This window comes from Streptococcus macedonicus ACA-DC 198, from assembly GCA_000283635.1.
Classification (GTDB): Bacteria; Bacillota; Bacilli; order Lactobacillales; family Streptococcaceae; genus Streptococcus; species Streptococcus macedonicus.
Window position 1 is genome coordinate 1,326,347 of the sequence record HE613569.1, and the last position, 25,985, is coordinate 1,352,331.

The window sequence follows — 25,985 nt, forward strand, 5'->3', positions numbered from 1 at the left end:
TTTTGTGAAGTTGATTAAGTTCTGCGTTTGATTTTCCCTCTTTTTCGAACGGTGGATTACAATTCTATTTTTTTCTTAAGAAAAGGTTGTGGCACTAACTTTTTGCTATTAATTAAAAAATCATCGAATAATTTAATTACCACAATTGCTTTTGTTTGACACAAATAAAAATCAGTCTTACAATTTAATTGCAACGACTACATACGTAAACATAAAGGGAGGAATTTACGAATGAATCATGACAACCACAAAAATGATACCAATCAATCACACATGAATCACCAGCATTCAGATAAACACACGCATCACCATGAGGATCATATGAATCATAACCATCATGAAATGCATGATATGGATCATTCCATGCATACAGGCAATAAACAGAGTCATGAAGGACACATGAATCATGATCACCACGAAATGGGTGGGGTGGATCACTCTATGCATATGGGTAACTTTAAACAAAAATTTTGGCTTTCGTTAATTTTGGCAATTCCGATTATCGTTCTTTCGCCAATGATGGGGATGGAACTGCCTTTTCAATTTACTTTCCCTGGTTCTGAATGGGTCGTTTTAGTTTTAGCAACTATTTTATTTTTCTATGGTGGACAACCATTTTTAAGTGGTGCGAAAATGGAATTACAACAAAAAAATCCTGCTATGATGACTTTGATTTCTATGGGGATTAGTGTTTCCTATATTTATAGTATTTATTCATTTTTTAGATACTTTACAAAAAAATTTAGCTCAACAAGGAGGCTCTGATGCCTAAATATACCGTTATTTATAATGAAGATGCTGGAAAAAATGACAACAAATCCATCGCTGAACGTTTTCAGCAAGCGGCTGAACGATTGAAGCGATCAACCACCTTAAAGGCCACGTCTAGTCGTCAAGAAGCGCTCGATTACGTAGTTGATCATATTGATCAACTGGATACAGTTATTACAATTGGCGGAGATGGCTCCATTAATACCGTGTTTTCGGCCTTTCTTAAGGCTAAAAAATCAGTCAAAGTAGGAATTATTCCTGGTGGTACCGTCAATAATTTTGCTAAAGCCCTCGAAATTCCTCAAGATGAGGAGGCTGCTTTTGATACCATTCTTAATGGTCATCCCCTCGCTGTGGATTTGGCCCATACTGAAGACCGTGCCATTATTAGTAGCCTTACGCTTGGAACCCTTGCTGATATGGCCCGCCATGTCGGACAAGATGAAAAGAAAAAATGGGGACCTTTAATTTATTTGAGTAAAGGAATTCGCCAGCTAATTGCTAAAAAATCTTACCAGATTAAAGTTAGTACTGCGGATGGCGACCATGTCTATCGCACGCGCTTCCTATTAGCAACCACTACCAACTCAGTGGGTGGTTTTACTAATTTTGATACATCTGCATCTCCAGCAGATGGAAAAATTCACTTAGTTATCCTGAAACATTTTTCATTCATGCGTCTTTTAGGATACCTAAGTTATTTCTTAACTGGACGTTTTCGGGATACCAAAGATGTTGATCAACTTACCGCTCAGGAAATTGAAATTTCTGCCGTTGATTCACACTTGAAGGTTGAAACTCGAATTGATGGTGATCCTAGTGACCAACTCCCCATCAAACTGGGCGTAGAGCAAGGCTTCGTTCAAGTTATGGTACCTAAATAATTTAACTCAAAATAAAATGGACCAACGCAATCAAAGCGTTGATCCATTTTTTACATTATCGAACCACAGTTACCGTGATGGGAGCATACTTCGCCATGTAGGCTGCTTGGCTACCAAAATGTCGTGCTAACCCTTTTTTAGACTCTGCGCCAACCACTAACAAATCGGGTTGGACAGCTGGAATAACTTCTTCCACAATGGTCTCGCCCGGATCGCCTTCCGTAACGACGCACTTTACATTTTGGACTCCCGCATCCTTAGCCTTTTTCTGATATTTTAAGATATGTTGTTCAAGTTCGGCCCGTTCTCCATGAATAAAGTCCTTATCTAGCGCTTGAAAAACATTCATTTCGTCACTTTCCAAAACTGATACGATTACCAATTCAGAACCCGATTTTTTAGCCAGATTAATTGCATAATCAAAGCCTAAAACGGCATCTTCCGAATCATCTACACCAACTAATATTCTCTTAACATCAAAGGTCATTATGCTTCCTCCTTAGCTTCTGCTTTACTTTGCATTTCCAATTCGTAACGTTGGTTACCTTTATGGAGTTCAAAGATTGTCCAAGCTAAGGAGTGCTAGAACTACTGCCACTAGCATATAGGCAATTATGTGCGCCAGCTCTACTTCACCAGCACTTGGATTAGCTCCAAAGAAGGCCGTAATTGAATTTGGTAAACCAGTCATATTGAGGTAGGTTAGGAAAATAACCGAAATCCAACCTAAAATTTTGACCGCCCAACTATTCTTAAATCGATCACCCATTTCAACGCGACTATCCGTCATCATCAACAATGGAATCATTGAGAATGGTAATGCAAAAGCCAAAAATACTTGAGAGTTATTCATCAACTGATTTAGGGCTTCGTGTTCTTGAAGATCACCTTTACCGCTGGTAATCATGACACAAATCAAAACTGGTACAATTGAAATCAAACGGGTAATCAAACGCCGTGCCCAAAGTGGCATTCGCATGTGAATGAACCCTTCCATGATAACCTGGCCGGTTAACGTTCCCGTGATGGTTGAGTTTTGACCAGAAGCCAACAAAGCTACCGCAAATAATGTCGAAAGTACCCCAGTTTTGGCAACTCCAATCTAAAAAACAGGCGATCCTTATTAAAAGGACTTCCTGTTTTTAATTCAAGACAAACCGTGGGTTTTACCCACACCCACAAGCTGAACCAGCTTGACCGCAGTCATGAGCGGAGTTTCCCCCGCTCAAACTCACTCGCCCACTCGCCGTGTGGCAGGAAAGCAAAGTTGGTGTAACTAACTTTGGCTTTCAGCCGTTTCAGTGTGTCGTTTCATTCCGTCAAGAACGGGTAGTATTTTTTTGAAGCCCACAAAAAAATCTCCACGCCTAGCACTTGACTGCATTCTCACTCCAAGTTCAAAAGACATAACTTAAGAATTCGATCGTAGCCGAAAGAACTATGGTACGCGGAAAATCAAAGTTGCTCTGGCAAAACGTGATATCTTCGTTAGTCGTCGCAAAATCGGTCAAATCATGAACAGACGAGGGTTGAAATCAAATTATACAAAGGCGAATTATCGAAAGCATACATCAAATGTAAATTCCTCCGATATTGGCAACACCTTGAATCGTATCTTCACTGACCGTGAACCTTTGGAAGCAATCATCACGGATCTGACCTATATAAGAATTGGCACAACGTGGTGTTATGTTTGTTTCATTATTGATTTATTCAATCGTGAGATCATTGGTCATTCCTGTGGTTCAAACAAAGATGCAGCGTTGGTCAAACGTGCATTCCAAACTATCTCCCACCCTTTGACTGAAGTCAAAATCTTCCATACAGATCGAGGGAAGGAATTTGATAATAAACTAATTGATACGATCTTAAAGACATTTGCCATCGAACGATCACTGAGCAAGAAAGGTTGTCCTTATGATAATGCAGTGGCAGAATCAACCTACAAATCATTCAAAGTAGAATTTGTTTATCCGAATACATTTGACACATTGAATCAACTCAAACTGCAATTATTTGATTACGTTAATTGGTGGAATTATCTTCGGTTACACGGTTCTTTGGGATATAAGACACCAATCAGCATTCGAAATCGGAGATTGGTGGAGCGGATCCTTGATAATGAGCATGGACGTGGTAGCGTTGCGTAGTGGCCGATACATTTGCTTGTAGCTTCGCCACGGTTGATTCACGTCCATGGAGGCTCGTTGTCAAGGACAATCGGATTAGATAACAAGCACCTGATTTTTACACTTTATAATTTTTGTCAAAAAAGGGTTGCCATTCCATAATATATGATACAATATTCATATATTATAAAGGAGGTTTTTGGATTTGGATAGTATAGTAGTGTTCGAAAATGTGACCTTTAAACCTGGAGAAGAAAGTCTGTTAGAGGATATTTCTTTTCAAATTAAAGCGAATGAAATGATAAGGGTTGAGGGGCCTTCGGGAAGCGGTAAAAGTACTTTATTACGACTGATTTCATCGCTGATCCCGAGAACCAGTGGCGACATAATTTATAAGGATCAAATTTTGGAAGAAGTGAATTATCAAACCTATCGCAAATCCATTTCATATGTTTCACAAAATCCTCATTTATTTGGGCGAACAATTCGTGATAATTTTGAATTGGTTTTTGAAGTACATGATAAAGCTTTTGATGAAAAAATCATTTTAGATTATATGGCGGAATTTGGTTTAGCACATATTGATTTGGATAAATCAATTCATAAAATATCCGGTGGGGAAAAGCAACGGATTGGTTTAATTCGGCACCTAATTTTTCCACCGGCAGTCTTATTGCTAGATGAAATCACTTCATCTCTAGATGAGGACAACCGTCATAAGGTTTGGAATAATTTGTTAGCCTATAAACAAAAACATCAAGTGTCCATTATGTGGGTGAGTCATATCCAAGATGACGCCGTGTTACCAGACCGGATATTCAAAATTCAGGACCACAAACTAAGTATTGAAATGGGTGTATAATATGACAAGTGAATTGACAGTATCACCATTATCACTCGTTTTCTCTTTTGTTCTGGTATTATTTGCCATATCTATCTCTTATAAAGAGAAATTAGGATTGGAAAAAGATATCCTGTGGGCCATGTTGCGGATGGTTGTTCAATTAATCATTATTGGCTATGTTTTAACTTACATTTTTCAAATAGATTCTATAATAGTTACGGCAGTCATTATGATTTTTATGATTATCAATGCGGCTTATAATGCTAACAAACGTGCGGATAAAATACCAAATGCTTTTAAAATTTCCTTAACCGCGATTGTAGTGGGGGTAGTTGCTTCCATTTTAGTCTTAGTTATTTCAGGTTCCATTCAATTTGTACCAGCGCAAATTATTCCTATTACGGGTATGTTGGTAGGGAATGCTATGTCAGTTATTGGTTTGTCATTCCGAAATTTAAATAATGAATTTTCTAAGGCACAACAGGAAGTAAATGAACGTTTGGCTTTAGGGGCATCCATCAAATTAGCTTCTACCGATATTCTGCGCGAATCAATTAAAGGATCACTGCAACCGACAATCGATTCTGCTCGTACAGTTGGTTTGGTACTCCTCCCCGGAATGATGGTTGGGATGATGTTAGCGGGAGCAGTACCTCTAAGTGCGATAATGTACCAGATTTTGATTTACTTCATGTTGGTATCAACCTCAGCTATTACATCTTTAATTGCCGTATATCTTTCATACAAGTACTTTTACACAGACTTTGGTCAATTGAATATTCTAGATAATGAAAAATAAAACTACAATACCTTTAAAGAAAGTTGCGATATGCTCCCCCTGAAGTAGACTTATTTTATTAAGTGTCTACTTCAGGGGGAGCATATCATTTTTAGTCATCAGTCCTTATTGACAAAGAGCCTTTCTTTTTAATTATGGTTTTGGATTTAAATCTTCAATTGAATCAATCTCAACATAACTTGGAACGACAAAACCATTTCTAGCACCATTTAAGTTTGCTCCTAAATCATCAATTTGATCTCCATATTGTTCATAAAAAGATTGATGAGTTAATGGTAACCAAGGTGACACACTAAAATCAGCTTGACCTAAAGCAATTGATTGGAACATGACTACTGGTTCTATATCCGTAATCTTCTAGTACGCGTTTAATGACATGTGCAGAAGCACGTTCTGTATCCCATGGAGTCGAAACAAGACTGATAGATTCTCCATTTCCTTGAGCAGCACCTTGAGTCCATTCTGAAACTCTGTCTTGATTGGCTTCAATCCAGTTTTCAGCAGCCTCTTCATAAGGAATATCTAATGCTTCGCTTACTACTTCTTGCATATCTTCTACTTCCCAATAGAAAGCATCGATAATTTTGTAGGCTTCAGGAAAATCTTCTGCAAATCCTTGTCTTGCAATGGTGCGAATTTCTTCTTCTTCACCGAGTGTAGCTTGTGGATCTTCAAGAATTTTCAAATCAAAGTCTTGGAACATCCAATGAGGTGCCCAACCAGTAATAATGATTGGTTCTTCATTATTAATTGCTTGTTGTAATTCTGCTAACATCCCTGCGGTTGAACTTTCTTGTAATTCCCAACCAGCTAGATTGTCATAAGAAGACAGAGCAGCATGAGCAGCCTCTGTTACACCAGCTCCTGGTTCAATACCAGTGATTGTGTAATTTACAGCTTCTTCAATACTTCCTTCAGCGTTCGCTTGTCCGCGACCACCTGTCCAGCTCTCAACTTTTTCAGGATTTGCATCGATCCAGTCACGAGCAGCTTGCACGGTGTCTGTTCCATCTTCAATTTCCAACATAACACTTTCAATATCTTCTAAATCCCAAGAAAAATTATCTAAGACATAATAAACATCTGGCATATCGTCTTGTAGTCCTTGACGAACCATAGTGTTAATACTTTCTTCACCACCCATTGTTCCTTGAGGATCTTCTAGATATTTTTAAATCATAACGAGAGAACATCCAGTGAGGAGACCAACCGGTAATGACAATTTCTTCTTCGTTGCTAATTGCATGAGCTAACTCAGCAGTCATTGCACCACCAGAAAAGGTAGGCTTTAGCACTTAGTCCATACTGAAGATAAGTCACATCCGTGCACCATTTCTGATTGGGTGCTGTTGCGGTGAAATCACGATTAAGGATATTTTCTTCGTAAAATCTTTCGCCACCTTTGATACAAGACTGTCTAACACGGCGAATAACAGAACGGATACCTAGTATTTTCATCAATCGACGAATACGTTTCTTGTTATAAGTTGTGCCAAGCTGGCGATTGACAAAGTTTGTCATACGGCGATAGCCTAGAATGCCATTGTAGTTCCTATGGAATTCCTTGATTTTCTTCATGAGCTTCTTATTCTCTGTCTCAGAAACTGTTTCTATGTGATTATGCCATTTATAGCCACCAGACCATGACACCTTTAAGAGCTGACATAAGGTTTGAATGGGAATAGCTGGTTCTTTATCGTGATAATCTTTGATGACTTGAAAGTCTTCTAAATGCTTCCCTAACCTCACCAACGGTTGCACCGTTTGACCTCTTCTAACTTTTTTAGCAGGTCAACCTCAATTTCTAGGAGACGATTACGCTCTTCCAATTGTTTAATCTTGAGTTGAAGTTATTCAGCTTCGGTAAGATTGGGTTTACTCTCTAATCCTTTTCCACGTCTATCAAGTAGACCTTGAGAACCATCTTTTTCAAACTTACGCACCCAAGAATAAACCTGTTGGTAAGAAACACCAAACTTCTCAATAGCTGCTTGATAGTCTTTTCCATGGGCAATAGTATAGTTGACAATCTCTAATTTCTCTTCTACGGATTTTGGACTTCTTTTGGACATATGAAAACTCCCCTTATAGTTTCTAGTGAATTTTTGTTTTTTCACTGTCTACTATACGGGGAGTATATCAAAATGGATATGTTGACCCTATTTATTTTTTTCATACAAACTTCCTTTTTAATTTAATATATGAGTTGTATCAAAATACCTGTGAATATTTACGACAAGAAATTGAATTTCAAGTTATATATAAATATTATCTGTATTCAATCTGGAAATTTCTAAAAATTCTTATGTCAATATGATCACACTAAGTTTTAAGATCTAAAAAACGATTAACATTCTAGAATGAGACAGATATATAACCATATCCTAAAACCAAAAAATTAGACATCTCTTAACTTGCTCAACTTTATTCATTTAAATCAGTTCACTAAGTGTAACATTAACAAATAGAGGTTTGAAAAAAATAGTTGTGCTAGTTAAATAGATAAGTTTATAAATGACAATATCATTAGAAATCCGGAACTCGCAATGTATTTGACTATCTTGAAATTATTTTTTGTTAAATTCGATGTAATTTGTTGTTTTAAGAGGGTCTAAATACTTGAGAAAAAGGTCAAGCAATAGAAAAAGCTGCTTGACCTAAAGAATCTATTCAAAGAATAAAAGAATATCTAAAATTCATCAATACTAATCTGTTAGATACCTAATGTATTTACAAATTTTATAATTGATATTCAAAAACTTTTTCTATTCCTTCGTTTGTAATTACGGTGAGTTTAATGGTAGTTTCCCCTACAAAATAGCCTAATTTTGTGGATAATGAAATACCGAAACTTCCATAAGAAGCTATTTTTGTCGCTATGCCCGATTTTTCAAGTTTTTCCTTTGAATATGTGGTTGGCCAGCCACCATCACTAATCTCTACATTTGTCACTGTTAATTCACGCTCATCTTGGCTGTTGAAAGATATTGATAAACTCGTCATAATATTGTTGATAGTTATTTGAGAATACGCTGATAAGTTCCCATTAATTTCATCTGAAACAGTGATATCAAAACTTTTTTTAACGCCATTATTCGTATTTGCAGTAATTGTCACTTCACCTTCTGCTAAAGATGTAACTTTACCACTACTATCAACGGTCGCTACATTAGGATTACTACTTGACCAAGTGAGTTTTTTATCATAAGAATCAACAGGGTACACATTAAAGTTCAATTGATTAACAGTATTCGTTCTCATTAGGTTTTCACCATTGATTTCTATACTGCTAGGCTTTACTTCAAATACTTCAATTTTTCTAGTTATAACAGTTTCATTTCCAACCTTGTCAACTGCTCTATAGGTGAGGCTATTTTCGCCAACTTTGGTAAAATCAATTTTTCCATCAACTGTATAATTAAGTTGGTTTCCATCGCCGTCAATTGCTTGAACACCTGAATTAACATCAAATGAACCAATAATAATATTTACTTTCGAATCTTCTACACCAGAAAATGTAGGTTTCAGATCGTTAATAATTGTTACTTTTTGAACTTTTGTAGCTTGATTACCGAATACATCCTCTGCAGTATAAGTTACAGTATACTCACCAGATTTTGGATTAGTTTTTGGTAAATCTGTTTCAATTTTATAGTTTATTTCTTGACCAGAGTAATCAGTTGCTTTTACTCCTGAATCGTAGTTAAAATTATTACTAGATTTTTTAAACTCAAGATTCTTGATTCCTGTGATGGTCGGATTCGCAACGGCGTTCACTGTTACTTTTCTAGTTTTCGTTGCTTTGTTTCCATAGCTATCCACTGCAGTATACGTTAGTGTGTATGTGCCTGCTACTTTTGTATTCACTTCTCCGCTTACTTGGTAGCTAATTTCTTTTCCTGTTGAATCTTTCGCTACGATCCCTTTTTTCGCATCAAATGCAGCTGTTGTTTGACTTATTGTTGTGTCTGATACTCCTGTGATGGTCGGATTCGCAACGGCGTTCACGGTTACTTTTCTAGTTTTCGTTGCTTTATTTCCATAGCTATCCACTGCAGTATACGTTAGTGTGTATGTGCCTGCTACCTTATAATTAATTTCTCCTGACACAGTGACTTTCAATGTTGTTCCTAGAAAATCAGTTGCTTTTACTCCTTTTAATGAATCAATTGATTCTGTTGTTTGATTTAACACAGTGTCTGTCACACCTGTGATGGTTGGATTTGCTTGTTTGATTCCATACCACGCAATTCCTTCATCTTTCCATCCTACTTTAATCAGGCTTGATTGCTCTTCCCAACTTCGTGTGTAGTTATGGCTTCCCGCTCTGGCATTAGGGTTGTATGCACGATATAATTTTTCACCAGTAGTCGTATCCGCCGAATACCACCCTATCCCTTCATACTTCCACCCAACTTTAACTAGGTTATCTTTTTCTTTTTTACTCAACGTATAATGATGGTCTCCTGCATTGCTGTTATACAAGCGATAAACTGGTGATCCTTCTGTTGGTGCATACCAACCAATTCCTTCATACTTCCATCCGACATTGACTAAATTTTGTTTCTCTGTCCCATCTTTTGTGTAAATACGTGGCTACTGCTTCGAAAATAGTAATTTTTCTCACTTCAAATGAATATCAGATATTTTTCGCGAATTTTATAATCAAGTTAGCCACCTGAAAAATAAAAAAACATCATAGTGAAAAATCATGTATTATTAGGGTTCCAATACCAACTAATAAGGAGATTTTCACTATGACGTATTCAAATTCTACCATAACTCGTTTAAAAGGTCAGCACCTAACAGCCATTGAACGTGGAAAAATTGCCGCTTGGCATAGCGAAGGAATATCCAATCGGCAAATTGCCAAAAGGTTAGGTGTGGTTCCTCAAACAATTAACAATGAGTTGAAGCGTGGAAAATTGAAACAAGTGAAAAAGATCAATGGGAAATGTCATTATTTCTTCAAGTATAATGCAGAATTTGCTCAAAATCGGTATAGAAACAACCGACAACGATGCCATCGGAAAGAAAAAATTTTTCAAGTCCGTACCTTTTTGGCGTACGTTATCGAACGGTTTAAAACAAAGGGCTATTCTCCAGATGTAACGGTTGGTTTTGCACGAGTCCATCGACTCTTTTCTCCAGCTGAAATGGTTTGTACGACCACCCTCTATAAGTATATTGACAAGCAACGTCTTGAAATCAAAAACATTTATTTACTGAGGAAAACAATACGTAAACCAGCACAAACCAAGCAGGTAAAAAATCGAAAAGTTCGAAGACTTTGTTGCAGTGATTGAGACCGGATTTGACCAAACAAAAGAGACGGTGGCGGAATTACAAGGAACAAAAGGGAAAATCACGGTCCCAAACTTCCATCGCCCCGCTTCTTTTACCGTAACGATTGACCAAGAAGACATGATCTGTGATATTGGGTACGAGATCGATGATTTCCATTCAGAGATTCAATCAGTTCACACCGCACTTGCACAAGGACAACTCGAAAATCCCTTGATGTCCTTAACAGATAGTATTGCCTGTATCGCTTTAGCTGATGAACTAAGAAGCTTACTAGATGCAGAAAAAAAGACATTTAAGATCATACCCCATCGTTTTTGAATAGAACTGACCAGTGGCTATCATTCGGTCAGTTTTTATGTGTCAAAAATTGAGCGCTTTCTTTGACGGTTTCGAAATGCTTATATTATATTTATTGAGTATATTTTTATACAAATAGAAAAAGAAAGGAAAGCGCCCATGACACCAGAAATTATTACGTATCTTATTTGTTTATTGACCTTTGCTTATCTAGCTGTGACGATTTTTACTTTTGTAAAAAATCGCCGGACAGGTGACGGTTATCGCCTCCGAATTTTTTACGTGCTGGCAGCAGCCCTCGTCTTTTTGCTTTCCGTTTATGCAATCGCTACCGGTCAAACCTATGACGACTTGGTTACATCGATAAATGATTTTTTTCAATAAAACACCGTTGGCACGAAGCCCTGCGGATCTCTTCGTTTTTGAACCTCTGGTTGAGGGAAGGATCAAAACGGAAACGAGCCAATGAAAAACTGCTATTCGATGGCTTTTTCATCAGGACCTTCTATACCGAATCAATGTCTTTTAACAAATGATGTCTGACTTTTATGGAGGTGTGCATGCTCATTCAGCTTAAAGAAGCGAAGCTTTCCGATGTACTTTCTATCTACTTGATACAAAAAGCTGCCTTCAAAATAATCGTTTACCAAGATATATCGTGGTTTAGACTTTTGTTCTTTTATTGACTGAGCAATCACATCAATCGTAATAACGACATCGCCTTCGATTTCTTCATAGTGAAGTTTGTTCTTAATTACAAATGGTTCACTGTTATCGAATTTTGATTTTGCCCGTGTTATTGATGTTTTAGGAATGTCATACAACGCCAAAAATTGAGTGATGAAATCATCCCCACTATTATTTGCAAGTATTTTTTTACACCATCTTCAATTTCAGTGATGTTTAAAACTTTATTTTTTGCCATTTACTTAACATCCTCCGCGTCTATAACATCAGAACTGATTATTTCACTAAAATCAACATTCAAAGCAGCAGCAATTTTCAATAATGATTCCATCGCCACTAACTCATTTTTCCCAAGTTTTGCTATAACATTAGGGATAACACCTGAAATTACACGGAGTTGAGTTTTGTTCATATTTAAATCAATCAATAACTTCCACAATTTATTATAAGAAATTGACATACTGCACCTCTATTCTACTTCTAACCTTTATTACATCATTTATAAGCTATTAATATTACACGAAACATGAAATATTTTCGCGAACTCAAACTATTATTCAAAAATCAAACATACTAAGAACACTGATGCGTAAACGTGCTCAAAAAGCCCCCTACAGCCTGCCATCTTTCCTGTAGCGACAACCCCCAAAACGCAATCTGGTAGTGACATCCTACCCCAAAATTAATCCTGTAGTGTCACCTCTACCTATTTCAAGTGAGTTGATATGTTTTCGAAAAGAAAAATCGAGATCTCAGACCGATATGACTACCAATCTAAAAATCTCGATTATCCTCAAAACCTTATCTATCAAGTTTTTGTAGCTTATCCTTACTTTTTCCGTGACAGCAGTGCTACTGTCTCAACATGTGTTGTCTATTCCTTGAGAATACAATTTTTTGTCCTCGTCACAGTTTTGAGGACACAATTCATCTGATTCTAGTTTAGCATTTTTACGTTTACTTTTGAATTGTTTGCCATCCTTATTTTGTGTTTCTCCTGTTTTGAAAATAATAGTTAACATTGCAGGATCAATTTCACCATCGCTATTAACACCACCTACAATAATTTTCTCAACGATGCTCTCAAAAACTGTACGATCAAACTCAGTGAGCATTTTCTGTGAAGACAGTAATTGTTTAAACTCAGTTAGTCTTTTCTTAACATCAATTTCTGACTTCAATGTTGTTTCAACATTTACTTTTTCTTCTGCAAGATATTCTTTTTCTAAGGAGAGCTCATTATATTTTTCATTATAAATTGAATCACTTATTTTTCCTTCTAGTTTTAAATTTACAAGATTCTCCTCTTTTTTTAGTAAAGTACGAAGCTTATTAGTTATTTTTTTCAGTTCCTTGTTGAGGCTATTGTCATTTAATTCAGATTCAATCGTTTCAAGTAAATCTGACACTATATTTTCATTTGAATGATAGAGTTGTCTATATGCTTCCATGAAAGCTCCCTCAATAGCCAGTTCCTCTAATCCTTTACTATGTTTACAGTATTTTTTCCCTTTTTTTATCGAAGTAACACAATGCCACACAACTTTTCGATAATCTGAACGACAGTGCCAACTTCTCCTAGACAATAATGAACCACAAAAGCCACATTCTAACATACTACTAAAAGCATACATTTTTGAATAGCGTTCACGTTTTCCATTTACATTCGCAACTGTCTTTTTATTTCCTGCCCTACGCAACCTAATCTCCTGAGCTTTCTCAAAGTCTTCTTTAGATATTATAGGTTCATGATTATCTTTGATGTAGTACTTATCTTCTTCACCAAAATTACTTAAACGTCTCTTGCTTATTGGATCCACTGTAAAAGTTTTGCCCATTAGAATATCGCCTTTATATTTTTCATTCTTTATGATTCCTAAGACTGTTGTATCATTCCAATGATCTAATCCTCTCGGCGATTTGTAACCTAGTTCATCAAGTTCCCTTGCTATGACTTTCCCTCCAATACCTTCTAAGTACCTTTCAAAGATATAACGAACTATTTTGGCTTCTTTTTTATTGATTGAAAGTTGCTTGGTTTCTACATCATAGTCATACCCCAAGCACCCTTGAAACCCTATCAGTTCACCACGTTGCATCTTCATTTTTAATCCCTTTTTCACATGTGCAGATGTATTTTCTACTTCTTGCTGTGCAACAGAGCTAAGAATGGTTAGAAGTAATTCTCCATCCATAGTAAGGGTATCAATGTTCTCTTCCTCAAAATATACTCCAATTTGCATATCCTTTAACATTCTGACATACTTCAAAGTATCTAAGGTGTTTCTTGCAAATCTAGCAATTGCTTTTGTTACAATATAATCAATTTCTCCATTTACACAATCATTGATTAAGCGTTGAAAATCTTGTCTCTTTCCTACTTGAGTTCCTGAAATCCCCTCATCTGCATAGATATCAGCGAGTTCCCAATCTGAACGCTGAGAAATGTAATCTTTATAATGTTTCACCTGAGATTCATAACTGTTCTTCTGATCCTCACTATCAGAACTCACTCGGCAATAAGCAGCAACCCTTTTTAAATGTCTTTCAACATTGACACCTCTACGTCGAACTAAAGAATCAGCTTTTATTATTTCAACATTATTTGTTTTCATAACTGAAATTCCTCCTTTTGATTCTATATTACCGCGTTCAAATAAAAAGGTCAGCTATTTTGTGTACTTAATACGCAGTTTGTTTCTGATTTTTTCATACTCATTTTTAGATAGCATATTTCTTGAGTATAAAAAGTTAAGCATTGATAATTGCATACTATATATTACTACTGATTGTTCCAAAACTTTTCCTCCTGATAACGTGTTACTCTATAATTTCCTCAGTAGGTATGATTGGTTAAATCATTCATGGGCATTTCACCCGCTGTCCTTTTACGATGGCAGCCTGAACGTTCAGAAGTATCATTGTCCTTATTTGTGGTTATGGCAGATAGAGAACCACTCTATTTTATAGCTAATAATTTTCGCTCCTATCACGGCGTATCTCACTAAATTGCTCGACAAATAAGAAAGTCCCACCTCGGTTTATTCAATTGTCAATGAACAAATCAAGGAGAGACTATTTTATTTTATGTTTTATCCTATCTGGATAATCTGTTAACCCTAATAGGTAATCTGTACTAACGTTATAGAGTTTAGAAAGTTGCACTAGAACATCTGCCGTTAAGGCAACCTCTCCTCTCTCAATTTTTGCATAATTTGTATGAGAGAAGGAAAGTAAATTTGCAACAAACCTTTGAGTGAAATCATGATCTTCCCTCAAATCCCTTATCCGTTGGTACATATAGCTTTCTCCTAAGAAAAGTATATGTCACTTTCAGAAAAAAGCTGGGAAATTGTCATAATATGACAGTAATTATTGCGTCATTCCTGTAATTATGATAATAGCTCGTGCAAATTTATCATTTAATTTTGCAAGAAAGTTGTTGTTCTATTCTTTACGTAAATCAGGCTTACTATCATTTCAAGAACAAATCGAAAATCAGCATAGCGATTATTTTATAGATCTGAGTTTCATTTTATCTACTATGTTGAAGAACTACACAAAAAATTTATCATCACGTTATTCATTATTCTCCAATTTCTTAACAGTTAACCAATAAAAAATGAAACTATACAAGGAGTTCACTGTAATAAATAACATAAACTCTAAAAATGACATATCATTCAATGCCCTACTTCGTAAACCAATCATCGGCTGAGAATATGGAAATAATTGATTAATAAAACCACCTAGCATAATAAAAATAAAACCTGAGAAGGAACCAATTGCTGCAACTCCAACCGATTTAGCAAAATTCCTAGTTTTTGCCATAAGATAACTGTGAATCATCAAAACAGAACTTGAACCAATAACTGATAATATTGTAGCTCTCAAAAATAATAATAAATCCTCTATCTGAAATGGAATTTGACTAAGATAAAGAGTTAATAAATAGATAGCAAACAGCACTGCTTGAACTACAGATACCAAGAACAAAGCTAATAAAAACTTACTTAGTACCATCTTCTTAACTGATGCTTGATTAGCTCGTAGCATTTCAAGTGTTTTTCGTTCAAATTCAGGAAGGATAATTAGACCTGAGAATATAGCTAACATAGCTGGAAAAAGTAACTGCCCGTTATAAAAAGTCAGCTGTCCCCAAAGAACCCTACTCATCTGTTCTTCAATCAACACATCGTAGTTCAAGAAAAAATTAGCTAATCCAATAAAACTGGACAAAGCAAGAAAAATAAGACCAATAGCTAAAATAACTACTTTACGATTCTTAATCCACTCAGCTTTAAAATAATCAATCATAGTTTTCCTCCTTCTTTTTAACCACTACTTTACGATTCTTAATCCACTCAGCTTTAAAATAATCAATCATAGTTTTCCTCCTTCTTTTTAACCAATAGGTACTTAATAATAAAATAGACAAATATACAATAAAATAGATAGATAAGATAGTTGAGTGGTACACTCTTGTCCCAAACAAATATGTAATCTAATTTATCTCCAGAATGTAAAACTTTTATGCGATAAAGTGCAAGAAAACTTGAACCCCCGAAAGGAAAGATTAGATTTAACCATTTAGATGCTTCGGATAGAACCATCCCTAAAAACCCTGATACAAATCCAATTCCTAAAACCATACCATGTTTTTCTAATATCATAGATAGAAATAGAAAAAAAGTAATTAAAGTAAAACTAGACATCGTCAAACCTACAACTTGTAATAGTAAATTTGAAACAGCAACATCTATACCGTATCTAACAGCATATAAATATACAATCAATACTTGTACTACATTCAATAATAGAAAAATAGTATTCGTAAAAATAAGCTTTCGTTTGAAAATGGTTATAAGATTTATATTATTCGCTTCTTGTAGTTTAAATGTATTTCCTTCTTTTTCGTTACTAACAATTCGGGATACAAAAAGACTAATCGCAATTGGTAAAAAAATAGGAGTAGCTTGTAAATTATTGAAAAATAATCCAATTGTCCTTAACTTTGGTACACCTATGCTTCTTGATGCTGCTAGTAATGACCAAGTTACTGCTACAAACATCATCAAAAACGATATCATAAATGATTTTGTTCGTTTACTCTTCAATAATTCGATTTGTAATACCTTTATCATTTTAAGCCTCCTTCGTTAACGAAAGGAAAATATCTTCTAGGGTCTCACTTTCTCTAACCACTCGGAAAATACGGTATCCGTTTTCTGTCAAATAGCTCACCACATTAGCTAATTGATTATTATCAATATTACTTAATTTTACATGACTTGTGGATGCACCCAAAATTTCTACAGTCCCTAGTTCAACTAAAGTGTGAACAATATTACTCTGTGAAAAATCACCACCAATCTCAATCCAGGTATTTGATTTAATAGCTTCAATTTCTCCTTCATAAACTAGACGACCATGATTGATAATACCCACTCGATCTGCAATGTGTTCAATTTCTGGAAGAATATGACTAGAAATAAAGACTGTCAGACCTTTTTCTTTGGCTAACTCAACAATCAATTCACGAATTTCATGAATACCTGCTGGATCAAGACCATTAGTAGGCTCATCTAATAATAAGATTTTAGGCTTTTTTACTAATGCAAACGCTAAAGAAAGACGTTGTTTCATACCTAGAGAATAGGCCTTAACTAATTTTTTTCGATTTTTTTCATCAGCTAATCCAACAAGTTCTAATGTTGGCCAGATATTATTTTCATCAAATCCCACCATTTTTTGAAACACTAATAAATTTTCGTAACCTGTTAAATTAGGATAATATGAAGGCTCTTCTATCATAGATCCAATCTGACTCAGGTAATTTTTGTCTTTTCGAATGTCTTTTTTATTAACAAAAATCTCACCTGAAGTCGGATCTACAAGGGATAGAATCATTTTCATCGTTGTCGTTTTCCCAGCACCGTTTGGCCCTAGAAAACCATAAATTTCTCCCTCCCGTACAGTAATTTTTTCAATATCTACAGTAGTAATATCTTTGTAAACTTTTTTTACTTTTTTCAGCTCAATAATATTATTCATCATCATTATCCTTTAGCAATCTATTTTATTAGACTACTCCTTTCTTTACATTAATAATTGTACCTGTTCATCTTAAAGATAACATTAAGAATGTATAACGCAAGTCTCAAATTTTTGAATTAATAAAATTTCTATAGTTTTCGTTACTTTCCATAAGATTAATATGTGTATCCTTATAAACATCACCCATTTCGTTATCTATGTAAATAACATAGTCAACATAGTCGACAATATCTAGATGATGACTAACAATCAACATTGTCCTTTCAGAGTATTGACTGTTCTGAAGAATATTAAGATAGATTCTATTTTTACTTTGTTCATCAAGATTACTGAAAGCTTCATCCCAGAAAATAATAGAGTTTTTTTTCAATAAAGACTTAGCAATTAACATTTTTTGAATCTGTCCTCCAGATAAATTTTTCCCCTGTTTCAATAACTTTGAATGAATTTTATTTGGTAACTGGGCAATAACCTCATCAGCTGAAGTATCTTTTAATACTTGATACAATGGCTCTAAATTATCTGTATCCCATTCTAAATTTTCTAACACGCTTCCTTTTCTTAATGTCATATTCTGTAGAACAACACTCAAACTATCTTCAAAATTTTTAATACCATATTTCAACGATCCACTAAATCGTAGCATACCCGCTAAAAGTAATAGTAACGTTGATTTTCCACTACCTGATTTACCTATGATTGCAATCTTTTCACCTCTATTAATTGTCAAGTTAATATCCTTATAAATCGGACTCATGCCATAAGAAAAATTTAGGCTTTCAGCCTTAATTAAATACTCATCCGAATCTGAACTTTGTACTAAAATTGGTCTACTATCTTTTAATAAATCACTTTGTTTTTCAGCATATATCCCCAACTTTACTACTTCAAAAACTGCACCCTTCACTTGTTCAATTGCAGATATTAATAATGAAATACTTGTTTGATAGACTAGTAAATCCGAGATGGATACTTTAATATATTTATTATAGTAAGTCGCTATAACTATAATTACAGACAAACTAATGTAATTAAAAATCGTGCTAACTAACTGTGATAAGTTTTCAAACTTTAAAATCTGTGAATATTTTTCAGTAACTTGTTGATTAATTTTCATCCACGATGCAAAAGTTAGACCTTCTCGTCTCATTATTTTGATATAATCAATATCATCTAAATCTGTTTGTAACTCTGAATTAAAGTCAATCAAATATTGCAGATAAGTTTGGTTATATTCATTCTGTTTACGATAAAGTATAATAGAAATTACACTGTAAACCAAAATTATTATGATCAAGATTATTGTTAACCTTACAGAAATTGTTATTAAATATGTAAAAATAACAATTGCTGAGATGAAACTTACACAAGAGGGGATAATCTTCAATGTCACATTATCCCTTAAAGTAGACTTGAAATTTATCTTCTCTGAAATACCGCCACTTAAATGATTTCTAAAATATAATAGTGGTTTTTTTAACAATTTTTGGAAAAGTGCTTTACTATAGTTATCATCAAAATCTAAGTTATATTCATTTAAGGCACTATTCTTAATAAAATAGCCTAATAGTTGAAAAAGAACAACACCAAATAGAACTAGTATGTTTGACAAGAATTGAAACTTTTCTGATAACATATATCTTAATAAGATAGAAAATGCTAAAACGCTTATCTGGATTAGTACCAACGAAAGCAAAAATAGAATAATTGTTTTTGTTTTCAAAGTAAGTTTAAAATATTTCCAAAATATCTGTTTGTATTTTTGAGTTTGAAAATTTTCATCCTTATTTATTAACACTATAGTTTCAGAATAGTGGTTTAGAAACTCATCATGACTGTATTTTACACGACCAATAGCGGGATCTACAATCGTAACTTGTTTTTCAGTAATTTTATCTAATACTACGAAATGATCTTGATTCCAGTGAAGAATTATTCTTTGCTTTTTTTCATTGTAGACTTGTAATAAATCTCTAAACGACGCGTGATACGCCTTCAAAGCTACTCCAAATCTTTTGTTTAGAGATAGCAAGTATGATACATTAAGTCCGTCTGCTGGTAATGAGTCTTTATCGTATACTTCATATAGTGGAACTTTATGACCTAAATCATTTAATAACATTGTGTAACACGCTAACAGACAATCCTCTTCGTTGTTTTGTAAAATAATCTTCATACTTGAGTTTTCCTTTCTATCTCTTTTTAAAGAGTAGGGATTAAAATATCCAACGAATCATCTTTTTTTAAATATTTTGCTGTAGAATATAAAATTCCTGACAAACCATTCATTATTCCATAAACATTATATTTAGTATTAAAGCTGCACATCCATCCATTCTCTAAACCAAATGAATGTAATTTTCTATACTCTATATCTAAAATTTTTTCCAATTCTTCTCTTTCATTTCCTGATAGATACGAGCAATAATAACTAAGTGCTAACAAATTTCCACTTGTTCCATGACAAATAGAAAAATTTGTCATATCGAAACCAATTTCAATTATCTGAGATGCTGCATGTTTCATATCAGCCTCTAATTCGCTTCTCTTTGTTTTAGATATAATATGGAATTTTTTATCCAGCTGTAATTGAGCTAATCTTGCAGCTAACACCCCTGTAGAACCATGACACCAATTAGCACTAGTCGAATTATTTCTTTTATCTATCCATCCATTTGATAATTTTTGATGACTATCAAAATTTGTAGCTTGATAGAACAATTCCACTGCTTCAGAACTATTCAATGCCACCGCAAGATAAAGTAATCCCAGTTCTATTCCTAAATTCCCATGTGCTAAACTAACATTATTAGATTCCAATTTATCCCACGCAATATAATCTTCAGAAATAATTTTCAAATCAACTAATTTCTCAAAAGATTGTTGAAGATTTCCAATTGATACATTACTATTTCGTAAGGCTACAATCTCACTAGGAAAACTTGATAGAAAATCTGCACTCTGAACATTCAAATCTAAGATATATTTGTTATTAATATCAAAAATAGATACTGGTATTTCTTGACCAGTAATTGACTGTATTCTAATCATTGCAGATAAAATTCCTAACTTGCCAACATAATACGATTGATTTTGTGTAGAATAATAAGCCTTCATTAAAGTCATGAAAATTCTGCGTAAACAGTTATAAATTCTCTGTTGTCTATCATCATCGACCAATTCATAAACTTCACATAACGCAATAGACAGTCCTGCAATACCCTCATAAATTGATGAATCCATGGGTTCTAGTTGAAATGCATCATAGTCTGTAACTTTCAAAGTTAACCAATTTGTACTTCCATCTAATTTAGAAAATTTTTCATTTTTTAAAATTGTATCAACTATAGTATTAATACCAGTAAATAATATGCTATGATTTGAGTTTGAATTTTGAAAAATTTTATATGACTCTTGCAACTCTGTACTGTATAAAGCATTTGGGGTTTTAATTGAAAATTCTACTAAATCTAACTGTTCTTCCATAGTATCTAAATCAAATTTTTCCAATTTTTCAATTGTATCACTCAGTGAAGATTTTTTTAGTTTCCAAATATTAGTATTACCGTCCTTATCTTTAACATTAATATCACTTGCACAAACGTAAAAATACGGAATATCCATGTTCAAAAGTTGTTTTACTTCAGATTGACATAAATTATGACTATCGTAGTTCGTTAATTTATTTGACATTTTTTCAAACAAAATATTATCCTGGTTGCAGTAAACTGGTGAAAGCAATAATTGTCTAACTAGACTATAATCTCTAGTATTTCTAAATAAAACACGTGTTTTTATATCACTAAAACTTAAGTAAAGTTTCTTCAATGCTTCCTTATTATTAATAATAAATTTACTTAATTCTATGAAGCCTTCTTTAATATATTCTACATATTCTTCAGCGTTTAAATACGTTTTTATTCCCAAATTATTCTCAAAGTATGGTAAGTGATTCTGGTTTTCAGTCTTGTACTTCTGTTTTTCAACATGTATATCATCTCTATTATGATTTATAATAACTTTTGCTTCACCAATAAGCGTTCCTCCTAAAACACCACTCGTATCACCTCCGAAAATTTTGTCAGCCTCAGAAATAGGTAATAATCCCGTAGAAAGAACTGAATTCCGACTATTTTCAACAATTTTTAATGTTGCATCATTTTCAGCTACTGTCTCATATGGATTAGTTGAAAAAACAGTTTCAGCATCTACTAATATAGGTTGGATACTATGAGATATAAGATTTTCAAAGTGTAAATCAGAGATATTAAGAATATAGGAGTAAACTAAAAGATACCCCATTCTCTTATAAAACTCGTTTGCTTCTTTAAGTGAGGATACTGGCTTACTCTCGACAAATACTTCCCAAAAATATTCATTTTTATCTAAAAAATCAGGAATGAACCTAATTTCCTTTTTCAAATAATTACTTGCTTGACTATCTAATTCTTTTAAAAGAATATTTGGTCTTGATGATTTTTTCTTATAAACCAATTTTTGTCTATTATAATCTAGAATACAGACTCCGCTTCCATTGTGAATATCTCCTGTGACTTTTATATCTAAAACATTTAAATCAGGACTCTCATCATTAGACTTTAAAAATTTTAATTTTTTTAATTCTAAGAAATCACTCACAAAGTGCTTTTTCACGCAATTTAGTAAGTCTAAATAGTGTTTAATACTGATAAATACACGCTGATTAATCTTAGGAAATCGTTCCTCTATTTCATCTAAAATAGTACCGTTTCTACATAATACATTATTAAAAAAGTCATATCGAAGTTCTGCTGTTTCACCAACCAATGTCCCATTAATGCGCTTTTCATTAATTAAATAAATCAATGTAGATCTATAATAATCTGAAATTTTTTCCTCAATTTGCTTAATTAGCGAGTCACTTTCATTTAAAACTTCAGGGATGAGCCTTTCAATTACTACTTTAGGAAATTTATCAAACTGACTATATAGTTGCTCTTTCTGATTCATAATATTACCTCTCTAAAAATTAGCAACATGAAAAGATTGCTTGTAAACTATTCCAACGACATTCTGCTGAAATAGTATTTACTCCATGGCCTGCTCCACCTAAAAGTTCATCAACTTCTTCTAACTTAAGTTCTTGTAAGGATTCCAAAGCATCTTGACAAATTTTATTATTATTTTTCATAATTTATCACCTCATATGTTATACCGAGCATAACTCGAAAATATTTTTATTTATGCTTTAATTTTAAAATCGCAACATAAAGAAAAGTTAAAGCTAATCTAAAGCTAATGTTAATTTATTGATAAATCTTGTTAGTTCAGAATCAAACAAGGATAAAGTAACTTCACATTACTAATTTATACCTCTTCTTAATATTTTTTACATAAGTTGTAAATCATATACTTTCTTTAAATACACATCACATTTTATCCTTCATCATTAAATCGTAAACTTTAGTGAATACAACGGAGAATATTTAGTGGGTAGAATCTCGTCTTGACACAAAATACTTTACAAATCTTTACTCCTAGATTCTATTTTTCGATAAGCAATTCTATTATCTTTAAGAATTAAAATTTCTGAATATAAAAAAGAGGTTTCCCTCCTTTTTTAATGTAACATATTAGACACTTAGTCATCCAAAATCAAGAACAACATGTGGCAAGAAACGCCCATGTATTTAGGTGACATTCGTGCGAAATGGTTTTAAATACGCCATTTTTTCCTGCACCGATAATTTGGTCAAGCTCTTCAAGACTAACTTCTTGAATTGATTCAATAATTGTTGTTTCTTTTTCCATAGTTTTCCTCTTTCTAAAATTTCTTAACTTATGAGCAACATGTAGCAAGAAATGCCCATGTATTTAGGTGACATTCATGTGAGATGGTTTTAAATACGCCATTTTTTCCTGCACCGATAATTTGGTCAAGCTCTTCAAGACTAACTTCTTGAATTGATTCAATAATTGTTGTTTCTTTTTCCATAATTTATCCTTTTCTTAATTTTATTTGAGTGCCGTTCTTATTTTGAGACCAAGTGTCTTTATCTTTGTTACAAGTAAATTTTACAAAGTTGACTTTAAGATATATTAAAGAAATCATAAAGTTATTTTAAAGATTTTAAATCTTTGATTTTACTGGTAGTGTAAAATAAGTTGTGTAAACACAAAAAGGAATAAATCCGTTATAGTAGAGTTGCAAAACATTACTAGAAAGAGATTTATTCCTATGACTCAGTTTACCACAGAACTACTTAACTTCCTAGCCCAAAAGCAAGATATTGATGAATTTTTCCGTACTTCTCTTGAAACAGCTATGAATGATCTGCTTCAAGCAGAGTTATCAGCCTTTTTAGGGTATGAACCTTACGATAAATTAGGCTATAATTCTGGGAATAGTCGTAACGGAAGCTATGCACGGAAATTCGAAACCAAATATGGGACTGTTCAGTTGAGTATTCCTAGAGATCGTAATGGGAACTTTAGTCCAGCTTTGCTTCCCGCTTATGGACGTCGAGATGACCACTTGGAAGAGATGGTTATCAAACTCTATCAAACCGGTGTAACGACTCGAGAAATTAGTGATATCATCGAACGAATGTATGGTCATCACTATAGTCCTGCCACAATTTCTAATATCTCAAAAGCAACTCAGGAGAATGTCGCTACTTTTCATGAGCGAAGCTTAGAAGCCAATTACTCTGTTTTATTTCTTGACGGAACCTATCTTCCATTAAGACGTGGAACCGTTAGTAAAGAATGTATTCATATCGCACTTGGCATTACACCAGAAGGACAGAAGGCTGTTCTTGGATATGAAATCGCCCCAAATGAAAACAATGCTTCTTGGTCCACCCTGTTAGACAAGCTTCAAAACCAAGGAATCCAACAGATTTCTCTTGTAGTGACCGATGGCTTCAAGGGGCTTGAAGAGATTATCAATCAGGCTTACCCATTAGCTAAACAACAACGTTGCTTAATTCATATTAGTCGAAATCTAGCTAGTAAAGTGAAACGAGCAGATAGAGCGGTTATTCTGGAGCAATTTAAAACGATTTATCGTGCTGAAAATTTAGAAATGGCAGTGCAAATTTTAGAGAACTTTATCGCCGAATGGAAACCAAAGTATAGGAAAGTCATGGAAAGTCTGGAGAATACGGATAATCTTTTAACTTTTTATCAGTTTCCCTACCAGATTTGGCATAGCATTTATTCGACAAACCTCATTGAGTCTCTTAACAAAGAAATCAAACGTCAAACGAAAAAGAAGGTTCTTTTTCCTAACGAGGAGGCTCTGGAACGTTATTTAGTTACCCTGTTTGAAGATTATAATTTCAAACAAAATCAACGCATCCATAAAGGGTTTGGCCAATGTGCTGACACACTTGAAAGCTTATTTGATTAACATTCTTCAACTCTACTTGAGTGTTTACACATAATTATTGACAGTATCATTTTACTCCATACCGTTAAAATAAAATCCTTTATGATATAATTAAAAAATTAAGGAGGTATTTATATGAATTTTGAAACACAGTTTTTAAACAAACGGATATTAATAATAGATGACGATGTCTCACTTAGTCAATCTATCAAAGAGGTATTAGTCAATAGAGGATTTAAAAATATTAGTAACGCTTATAGTATTAGCGAGGGCATTGATATTTTTTCTGTATCCAAGATTGATTTCATCATATTAGATGTAATGTTACCTGATGGTGAGGGGTATTTACTTGCCAAATATGTTAGAAAAACTTCTGATATTCCAATATTATTTTTAACAGCAAAAAATAATCCTGATGATGAAGTTAAAGGCCTTGGATCAGGTGGTGATGATTTTGTCACTAAACCATTTCTCCCGAAAACCTTAATATATCGTATCATTGCTCTATTAAGAAGAGCATACAAAAATGAATCCGAATTAATTACATTGTCTTCTTGTACCATTGATTTAAATAATGCAAGTGTAAATAAAAATGGAAATCAACTTTCACTAACTCCTACTGAAATACAGATACTACGAAAACTATACAGTAATAAGAACTACATTGTTTCAACAGAAACAATTTGTGATACTATTTGGGGACTTGATAGTTCTGGATATGAAAAGTCATTAATGGTACACATTCGAAATATAAGAGAAAAAATAGAATCAAGCCCTTCTAAACCGGATCATCTTATTACCGTTAAAGGTCTTGGATATAAGCTTGTTGTCTGAGGTA

General features: G+C 33.8%; 23 protein-coding genes and 6 pseudogenes. 10 read left to right on the plus strand and 19 right to left on the minus strand.

What is annotated here, in order from left to right; genetic code table 11:
* Positions 1 to 231 precede the first annotated feature (231 nt).
* Together SMA_RS12115 and SMA_RS06655 are read left to right on the plus strand one after the other, a co-directional pair.
* Positions 232 to 720, plus strand: a pseudogene (locus SMA_RS12115) (copper-translocating P-type ATPase); the annotation flags it as partial.
* A 44-nt stretch (positions 721 to 764) separates the two neighbouring features.
* The gene (locus tag SMA_RS06655; RefSeq protein ID WP_014294830.1) at positions 765 to 1,655 is read left to right on the plus strand and encodes a diacylglycerol/lipid kinase family protein; all 891 of its coding nucleotides are present in this window, start codon (positions 765 to 767) and stop codon (positions 1,653 to 1,655) included.
* A 55-nt stretch (positions 1,656 to 1,710) separates the two neighbouring features.
* On the opposite strand, the gene SMA_RS06660 is transcribed toward SMA_RS06655, so the two are convergent.
* Together SMA_RS06660 and SMA_RS06665 are read right to left on the minus strand one after the other, a co-directional pair.
* On the minus strand, positions 1,711 to 2,142 hold the full coding sequence (locus tag SMA_RS06660) for a universal stress protein (RefSeq protein WP_014294831.1): 432 nt from the start codon (positions 2,140 to 2,142) through the stop codon (positions 1,711 to 1,713).
* Positions 2,142 to 2,757, minus strand: a pseudogene (locus SMA_RS06665) (NRAMP family divalent metal cation transporter); the annotation flags it as partial. The gene SMA_RS06660 and the pseudogene SMA_RS06665, both read right to left, overlap by 1 nt.
* A gap of 313 nt (positions 2,758 to 3,070) precedes the next feature.
* Here SMA_RS06665 and SMA_RS06670 point away from each other — a divergent pair.
* The 3 genes and pseudogenes from SMA_RS06670 to SMA_RS06680 form a co-directional block, all read left to right on the plus strand.
* Positions 3,071 to 3,805, plus strand: a pseudogene (locus tag SMA_RS06670) (IS3 family transposase); the annotation flags it as partial.
* Positions 3,806 to 3,989: 184 nt separating this feature from the next.
* Positions 3,990 to 4,646, plus strand: a complete 657-nt coding sequence (locus SMA_RS06675; RefSeq protein WP_145971687.1) for an ABC transporter ATP-binding protein — start codon at positions 3,990 to 3,992, stop codon at positions 4,644 to 4,646.
* A gap of 1 nt (position 4,647) precedes the next feature.
* Positions 4,648 to 5,427, plus strand: coding sequence for an ABC transporter permease (locus tag SMA_RS06680; protein ID WP_014294835.1), 780 nt, complete (start codon positions 4,648 to 4,650; stop codon positions 5,425 to 5,427).
* Positions 5,428 to 5,559: 132 nt separating this feature from the next.
* Here SMA_RS06680 and SMA_RS11560 read toward each other — a convergent pair whose 3' ends face one another.
* The 5 genes and pseudogenes from SMA_RS11560 to SMA_RS10650 form a co-directional block, all read right to left on the minus strand.
* Positions 5,560 to 5,757 (minus strand): glycine betaine ABC transporter substrate-binding protein, encoded by a 198-nt coding sequence (locus tag SMA_RS11560; protein WP_052306977.1) that lies wholly within the window; start codon positions 5,755 to 5,757, stop codon positions 5,560 to 5,562.
* A complete protein-coding gene (locus SMA_RS11720) occupies positions 5,726 to 6,334 on the minus strand; it encodes a glycine betaine ABC transporter substrate-binding protein (RefSeq protein ID WP_409374437.1) in 609 nt (202 codons plus the stop codon). The genes SMA_RS11560 and SMA_RS11720 overlap by 32 nt, the downstream gene beginning before the upstream one ends.
* A gap of 36 nt (positions 6,335 to 6,370) precedes the next feature.
* Positions 6,371 to 6,710, minus strand: a pseudogene (locus tag SMA_RS12120) (glycine betaine ABC transporter substrate-binding protein); the annotation flags it as partial.
* Positions 6,706 to 7,514, minus strand: a pseudogene (locus tag SMA_RS12125) (IS3 family transposase); the annotation flags it as partial. The pseudogenes SMA_RS12125 and SMA_RS12120, both read right to left, overlap by 5 nt.
* A gap of 652 nt (positions 7,515 to 8,166) precedes the next feature.
* Positions 8,167 to 10,017 carry an immunoglobulin-like domain-containing protein gene (locus SMA_RS10650; protein ID WP_448169452.1) on the minus strand — a complete coding sequence of 617 codons (1,851 nt, stop codon included), beginning with the start codon at positions 10,015 to 10,017 and terminating at the stop codon, positions 8,167 to 8,169.
* A gap of 167 nt (positions 10,018 to 10,184) precedes the next feature.
* Here SMA_RS10650 and SMA_RS06705 point away from each other — a divergent pair.
* From SMA_RS06705 to SMA_RS06715, 3 genes and pseudogenes are all read left to right on the plus strand, one after another.
* Positions 10,185 to 10,709 (plus strand): annotated as a pseudogene (locus SMA_RS06705) (transposase); the annotation flags it as partial.
* A gap of 52 nt (positions 10,710 to 10,761) precedes the next feature.
* A complete protein-coding gene (locus SMA_RS06710) occupies positions 10,762 to 11,052 on the plus strand; it encodes a hypothetical protein (protein WP_257646443.1) in 291 nt (96 codons plus the stop codon).
* A gap of 138 nt (positions 11,053 to 11,190) precedes the next feature.
* Positions 11,191 to 11,415, plus strand: a complete 225-nt coding sequence (locus SMA_RS06715) for a hypothetical protein (protein ID WP_014294841.1) — start codon at positions 11,191 to 11,193, stop codon at positions 11,413 to 11,415.
* A gap of 412 nt (positions 11,416 to 11,827) precedes the next feature.
* Here the strand turns inward: SMA_RS06715 and SMA_RS12135 are convergent, their stop codons facing one another.
* From SMA_RS12135 to SMA_RS06765, 12 genes are all read right to left on the minus strand, one after another.
* Positions 11,828 to 11,956, minus strand: a complete 129-nt coding sequence (locus SMA_RS12135; RefSeq protein WP_265685062.1) for a hypothetical protein — start codon at positions 11,954 to 11,956, stop codon at positions 11,828 to 11,830.
* Complete coding sequence (locus SMA_RS06720; RefSeq protein ID WP_014294842.1) at positions 11,957 to 12,178, minus strand: helix-turn-helix domain-containing protein; 222 nt, start codon at positions 12,176 to 12,178, stop codon at positions 11,957 to 11,959.
* Positions 12,179 to 12,578: 400 nt separating this feature from the next.
* Positions 12,579 to 14,333: a recombinase family protein gene (locus tag SMA_RS06725; protein WP_014294843.1), complete on the minus strand. Its 1,755-nt coding sequence runs from the start codon at positions 14,331 to 14,333 to the stop codon at positions 12,579 to 12,581.
* A gap of 460 nt (positions 14,334 to 14,793) precedes the next feature.
* Entirely contained in the window at positions 14,794 to 15,018 is a 225-nt protein-coding gene (locus SMA_RS06730) for a helix-turn-helix domain-containing protein (protein ID WP_014294844.1), read from the minus strand.
* Between the two features lie 279 nt (positions 15,019 to 15,297).
* Positions 15,298 to 16,035, minus strand: a complete 738-nt coding sequence (locus tag SMA_RS06735; RefSeq protein WP_014294845.1) for an ABC transporter permease — start codon at positions 16,033 to 16,035, stop codon at positions 15,298 to 15,300.
* A 62-nt stretch (positions 16,036 to 16,097) separates the two neighbouring features.
* On the minus strand, positions 16,098 to 16,862 hold the full coding sequence (locus SMA_RS06740) for an ABC transporter permease (RefSeq protein WP_014294846.1): 765 nt from the start codon (positions 16,860 to 16,862) through the stop codon (positions 16,098 to 16,100).
* A 1-nt stretch (position 16,863) separates the two neighbouring features.
* On the minus strand, positions 16,864 to 17,772 hold the full coding sequence (locus SMA_RS06745) for an ABC transporter ATP-binding protein (protein WP_014294847.1): 909 nt from the start codon (positions 17,770 to 17,772) through the stop codon (positions 16,864 to 16,866).
* A gap of 106 nt (positions 17,773 to 17,878) precedes the next feature.
* Complete coding sequence (locus SMA_RS06750) at positions 17,879 to 19,951, minus strand: cysteine peptidase family C39 domain-containing protein (protein WP_014294848.1); 2,073 nt, start codon at positions 19,949 to 19,951, stop codon at positions 17,879 to 17,881.
* A gap of 26 nt (positions 19,952 to 19,977) precedes the next feature.
* Positions 19,978 to 22,764: a type 2 lanthipeptide synthetase LanM family protein gene (locus tag SMA_RS06755; RefSeq protein WP_014294849.1), complete on the minus strand. Its 2,787-nt coding sequence runs from the start codon at positions 22,762 to 22,764 to the stop codon at positions 19,978 to 19,980.
* A gap of 19 nt (positions 22,765 to 22,783) precedes the next feature.
* The gene (locus SMA_RS11065; protein WP_000794682.1) at positions 22,784 to 22,945 is read right to left on the minus strand and encodes a lacticin 481 family lantibiotic; all 162 of its coding nucleotides are present in this window, start codon (positions 22,943 to 22,945) and stop codon (positions 22,784 to 22,786) included.
* 464 nt (positions 22,946 to 23,409) lie between these two features.
* A complete protein-coding gene (locus SMA_RS06760; protein WP_000410306.1) occupies positions 23,410 to 23,565 on the minus strand; it encodes a lacticin 481 family lantibiotic in 156 nt (51 codons plus the stop codon).
* A gap of 28 nt (positions 23,566 to 23,593) precedes the next feature.
* Positions 23,594 to 23,749, minus strand: coding sequence for a lacticin 481 family lantibiotic (locus SMA_RS06765; protein WP_000410306.1), 156 nt, complete (start codon positions 23,747 to 23,749; stop codon positions 23,594 to 23,596).
* A gap of 243 nt (positions 23,750 to 23,992) precedes the next feature.
* On the opposite strand from SMA_RS06765, the gene SMA_RS06770 reads away from it, so the two are divergent.
* Both SMA_RS06770 and SMA_RS06775 read left to right on the plus strand, forming a co-directional pair.
* Positions 23,993 to 25,168, plus strand: coding sequence for an IS256-like element IS1191 family transposase (locus SMA_RS06770; RefSeq protein ID WP_014294850.1), 1,176 nt, complete (start codon positions 23,993 to 23,995; stop codon positions 25,166 to 25,168).
* 114 nt (positions 25,169 to 25,282) lie between these two features.
* Complete coding sequence (locus tag SMA_RS06775) at positions 25,283 to 25,981, plus strand: response regulator transcription factor (RefSeq protein ID WP_014294851.1); 699 nt, start codon at positions 25,283 to 25,285, stop codon at positions 25,979 to 25,981.
* The last annotated feature ends 4 nt before the right edge of the window (positions 25,982 to 25,985 follow it).

What these genes read in the sequence shown, in the direction of transcription:
- SMA_RS06655 (WP_014294830.1), top strand. Translation starts at nt 765, where the DNA reads ATGCCTAAATATACCGTTATTTATAATGAAGATGCTGGAAAAAATGAC.
- SMA_RS06660 (WP_014294831.1), bottom strand. Translation starts at nt 2,142, where the DNA reads ATGACCTTTGATGTTAAGAGAATATTAGTTGGTGTAGATGATTCGGAA.
- SMA_RS06680 (WP_014294835.1), top strand. Translation starts at nt 4,648, where the DNA reads ATGACAAGTGAATTGACAGTATCACCATTATCACTCGTTTTCTCTTTT.
- SMA_RS11560 (WP_052306977.1), bottom strand. Translation starts at nt 5,757, where the DNA reads ATGTTCCAATCAATTGCTTTAGGTCAAGCTGATTTTAGTGTGTCACCT.
- SMA_RS06715 (WP_014294841.1), top strand. Translation starts at nt 11,191, where the DNA reads ATGACACCAGAAATTATTACGTATCTTATTTGTTTATTGACCTTTGCT.
- SMA_RS12135 (WP_265685062.1), bottom strand. Translation starts at nt 11,956, where the DNA reads ATGGCAAAAAATAAAGTTTTAAACATCACTGAAATTGAAGATGGTGTA.
- SMA_RS06720 (WP_014294842.1), bottom strand. Translation starts at nt 12,178, where the DNA reads ATGTCAATTTCTTATAATAAATTGTGGAAGTTATTGATTGATTTAAAT.
- SMA_RS06725 (WP_014294843.1), bottom strand. Translation starts at nt 14,333, where the DNA reads ATGAAAACAAATAATGTTGAAATAATAAAAGCTGATTCTTTAGTTCGA.
- SMA_RS06730 (WP_014294844.1), bottom strand. Translation starts at nt 15,018, where the DNA reads ATGTACCAACGGATAAGGGATTTGAGGGAAGATCATGATTTCACTCAA.
- SMA_RS06735 (WP_014294845.1), bottom strand. Translation starts at nt 16,035, where the DNA reads ATGATTGATTATTTTAAAGCTGAGTGGATTAAGAATCGTAAAGTAGTT.
- SMA_RS06740 (WP_014294846.1), bottom strand. Translation starts at nt 16,862, where the DNA reads ATGATAAAGGTATTACAAATCGAATTATTGAAGAGTAAACGAACAAAA.
- SMA_RS06745 (WP_014294847.1), bottom strand. Translation starts at nt 17,772, where the DNA reads ATGAATAATATTATTGAGCTGAAAAAAGTAAAAAAAGTTTACAAAGAT.
- SMA_RS06750 (WP_014294848.1), bottom strand. Translation starts at nt 19,951, where the DNA reads ATGAAGATTATTTTACAAAACAACGAAGAGGATTGTCTGTTAGCGTGT.
- SMA_RS06755 (WP_014294849.1), bottom strand. Translation starts at nt 22,764, where the DNA reads ATGAATCAGAAAGAGCAACTATATAGTCAGTTTGATAAATTTCCTAAA.
- SMA_RS11065 (WP_000794682.1), bottom strand. Translation starts at nt 22,945, where the DNA reads ATGAAAAATAATAATAAAATTTGTCAAGATGCTTTGGAATCCTTACAA.
- SMA_RS06760 (WP_000410306.1), bottom strand. Translation starts at nt 23,565, where the DNA reads ATGGAAAAAGAAACAACAATTATTGAATCAATTCAAGAAGTTAGTCTT.
- SMA_RS06765 (WP_000410306.1), bottom strand. Translation starts at nt 23,749, where the DNA reads ATGGAAAAAGAAACAACAATTATTGAATCAATTCAAGAAGTTAGTCTT.
- SMA_RS06770 (WP_014294850.1), top strand. Translation starts at nt 23,993, where the DNA reads ATGACTCAGTTTACCACAGAACTACTTAACTTCCTAGCCCAAAAGCAA.
- SMA_RS06775 (WP_014294851.1), top strand. Translation starts at nt 25,283, where the DNA reads ATGAATTTTGAAACACAGTTTTTAAACAAACGGATATTAATAATAGAT.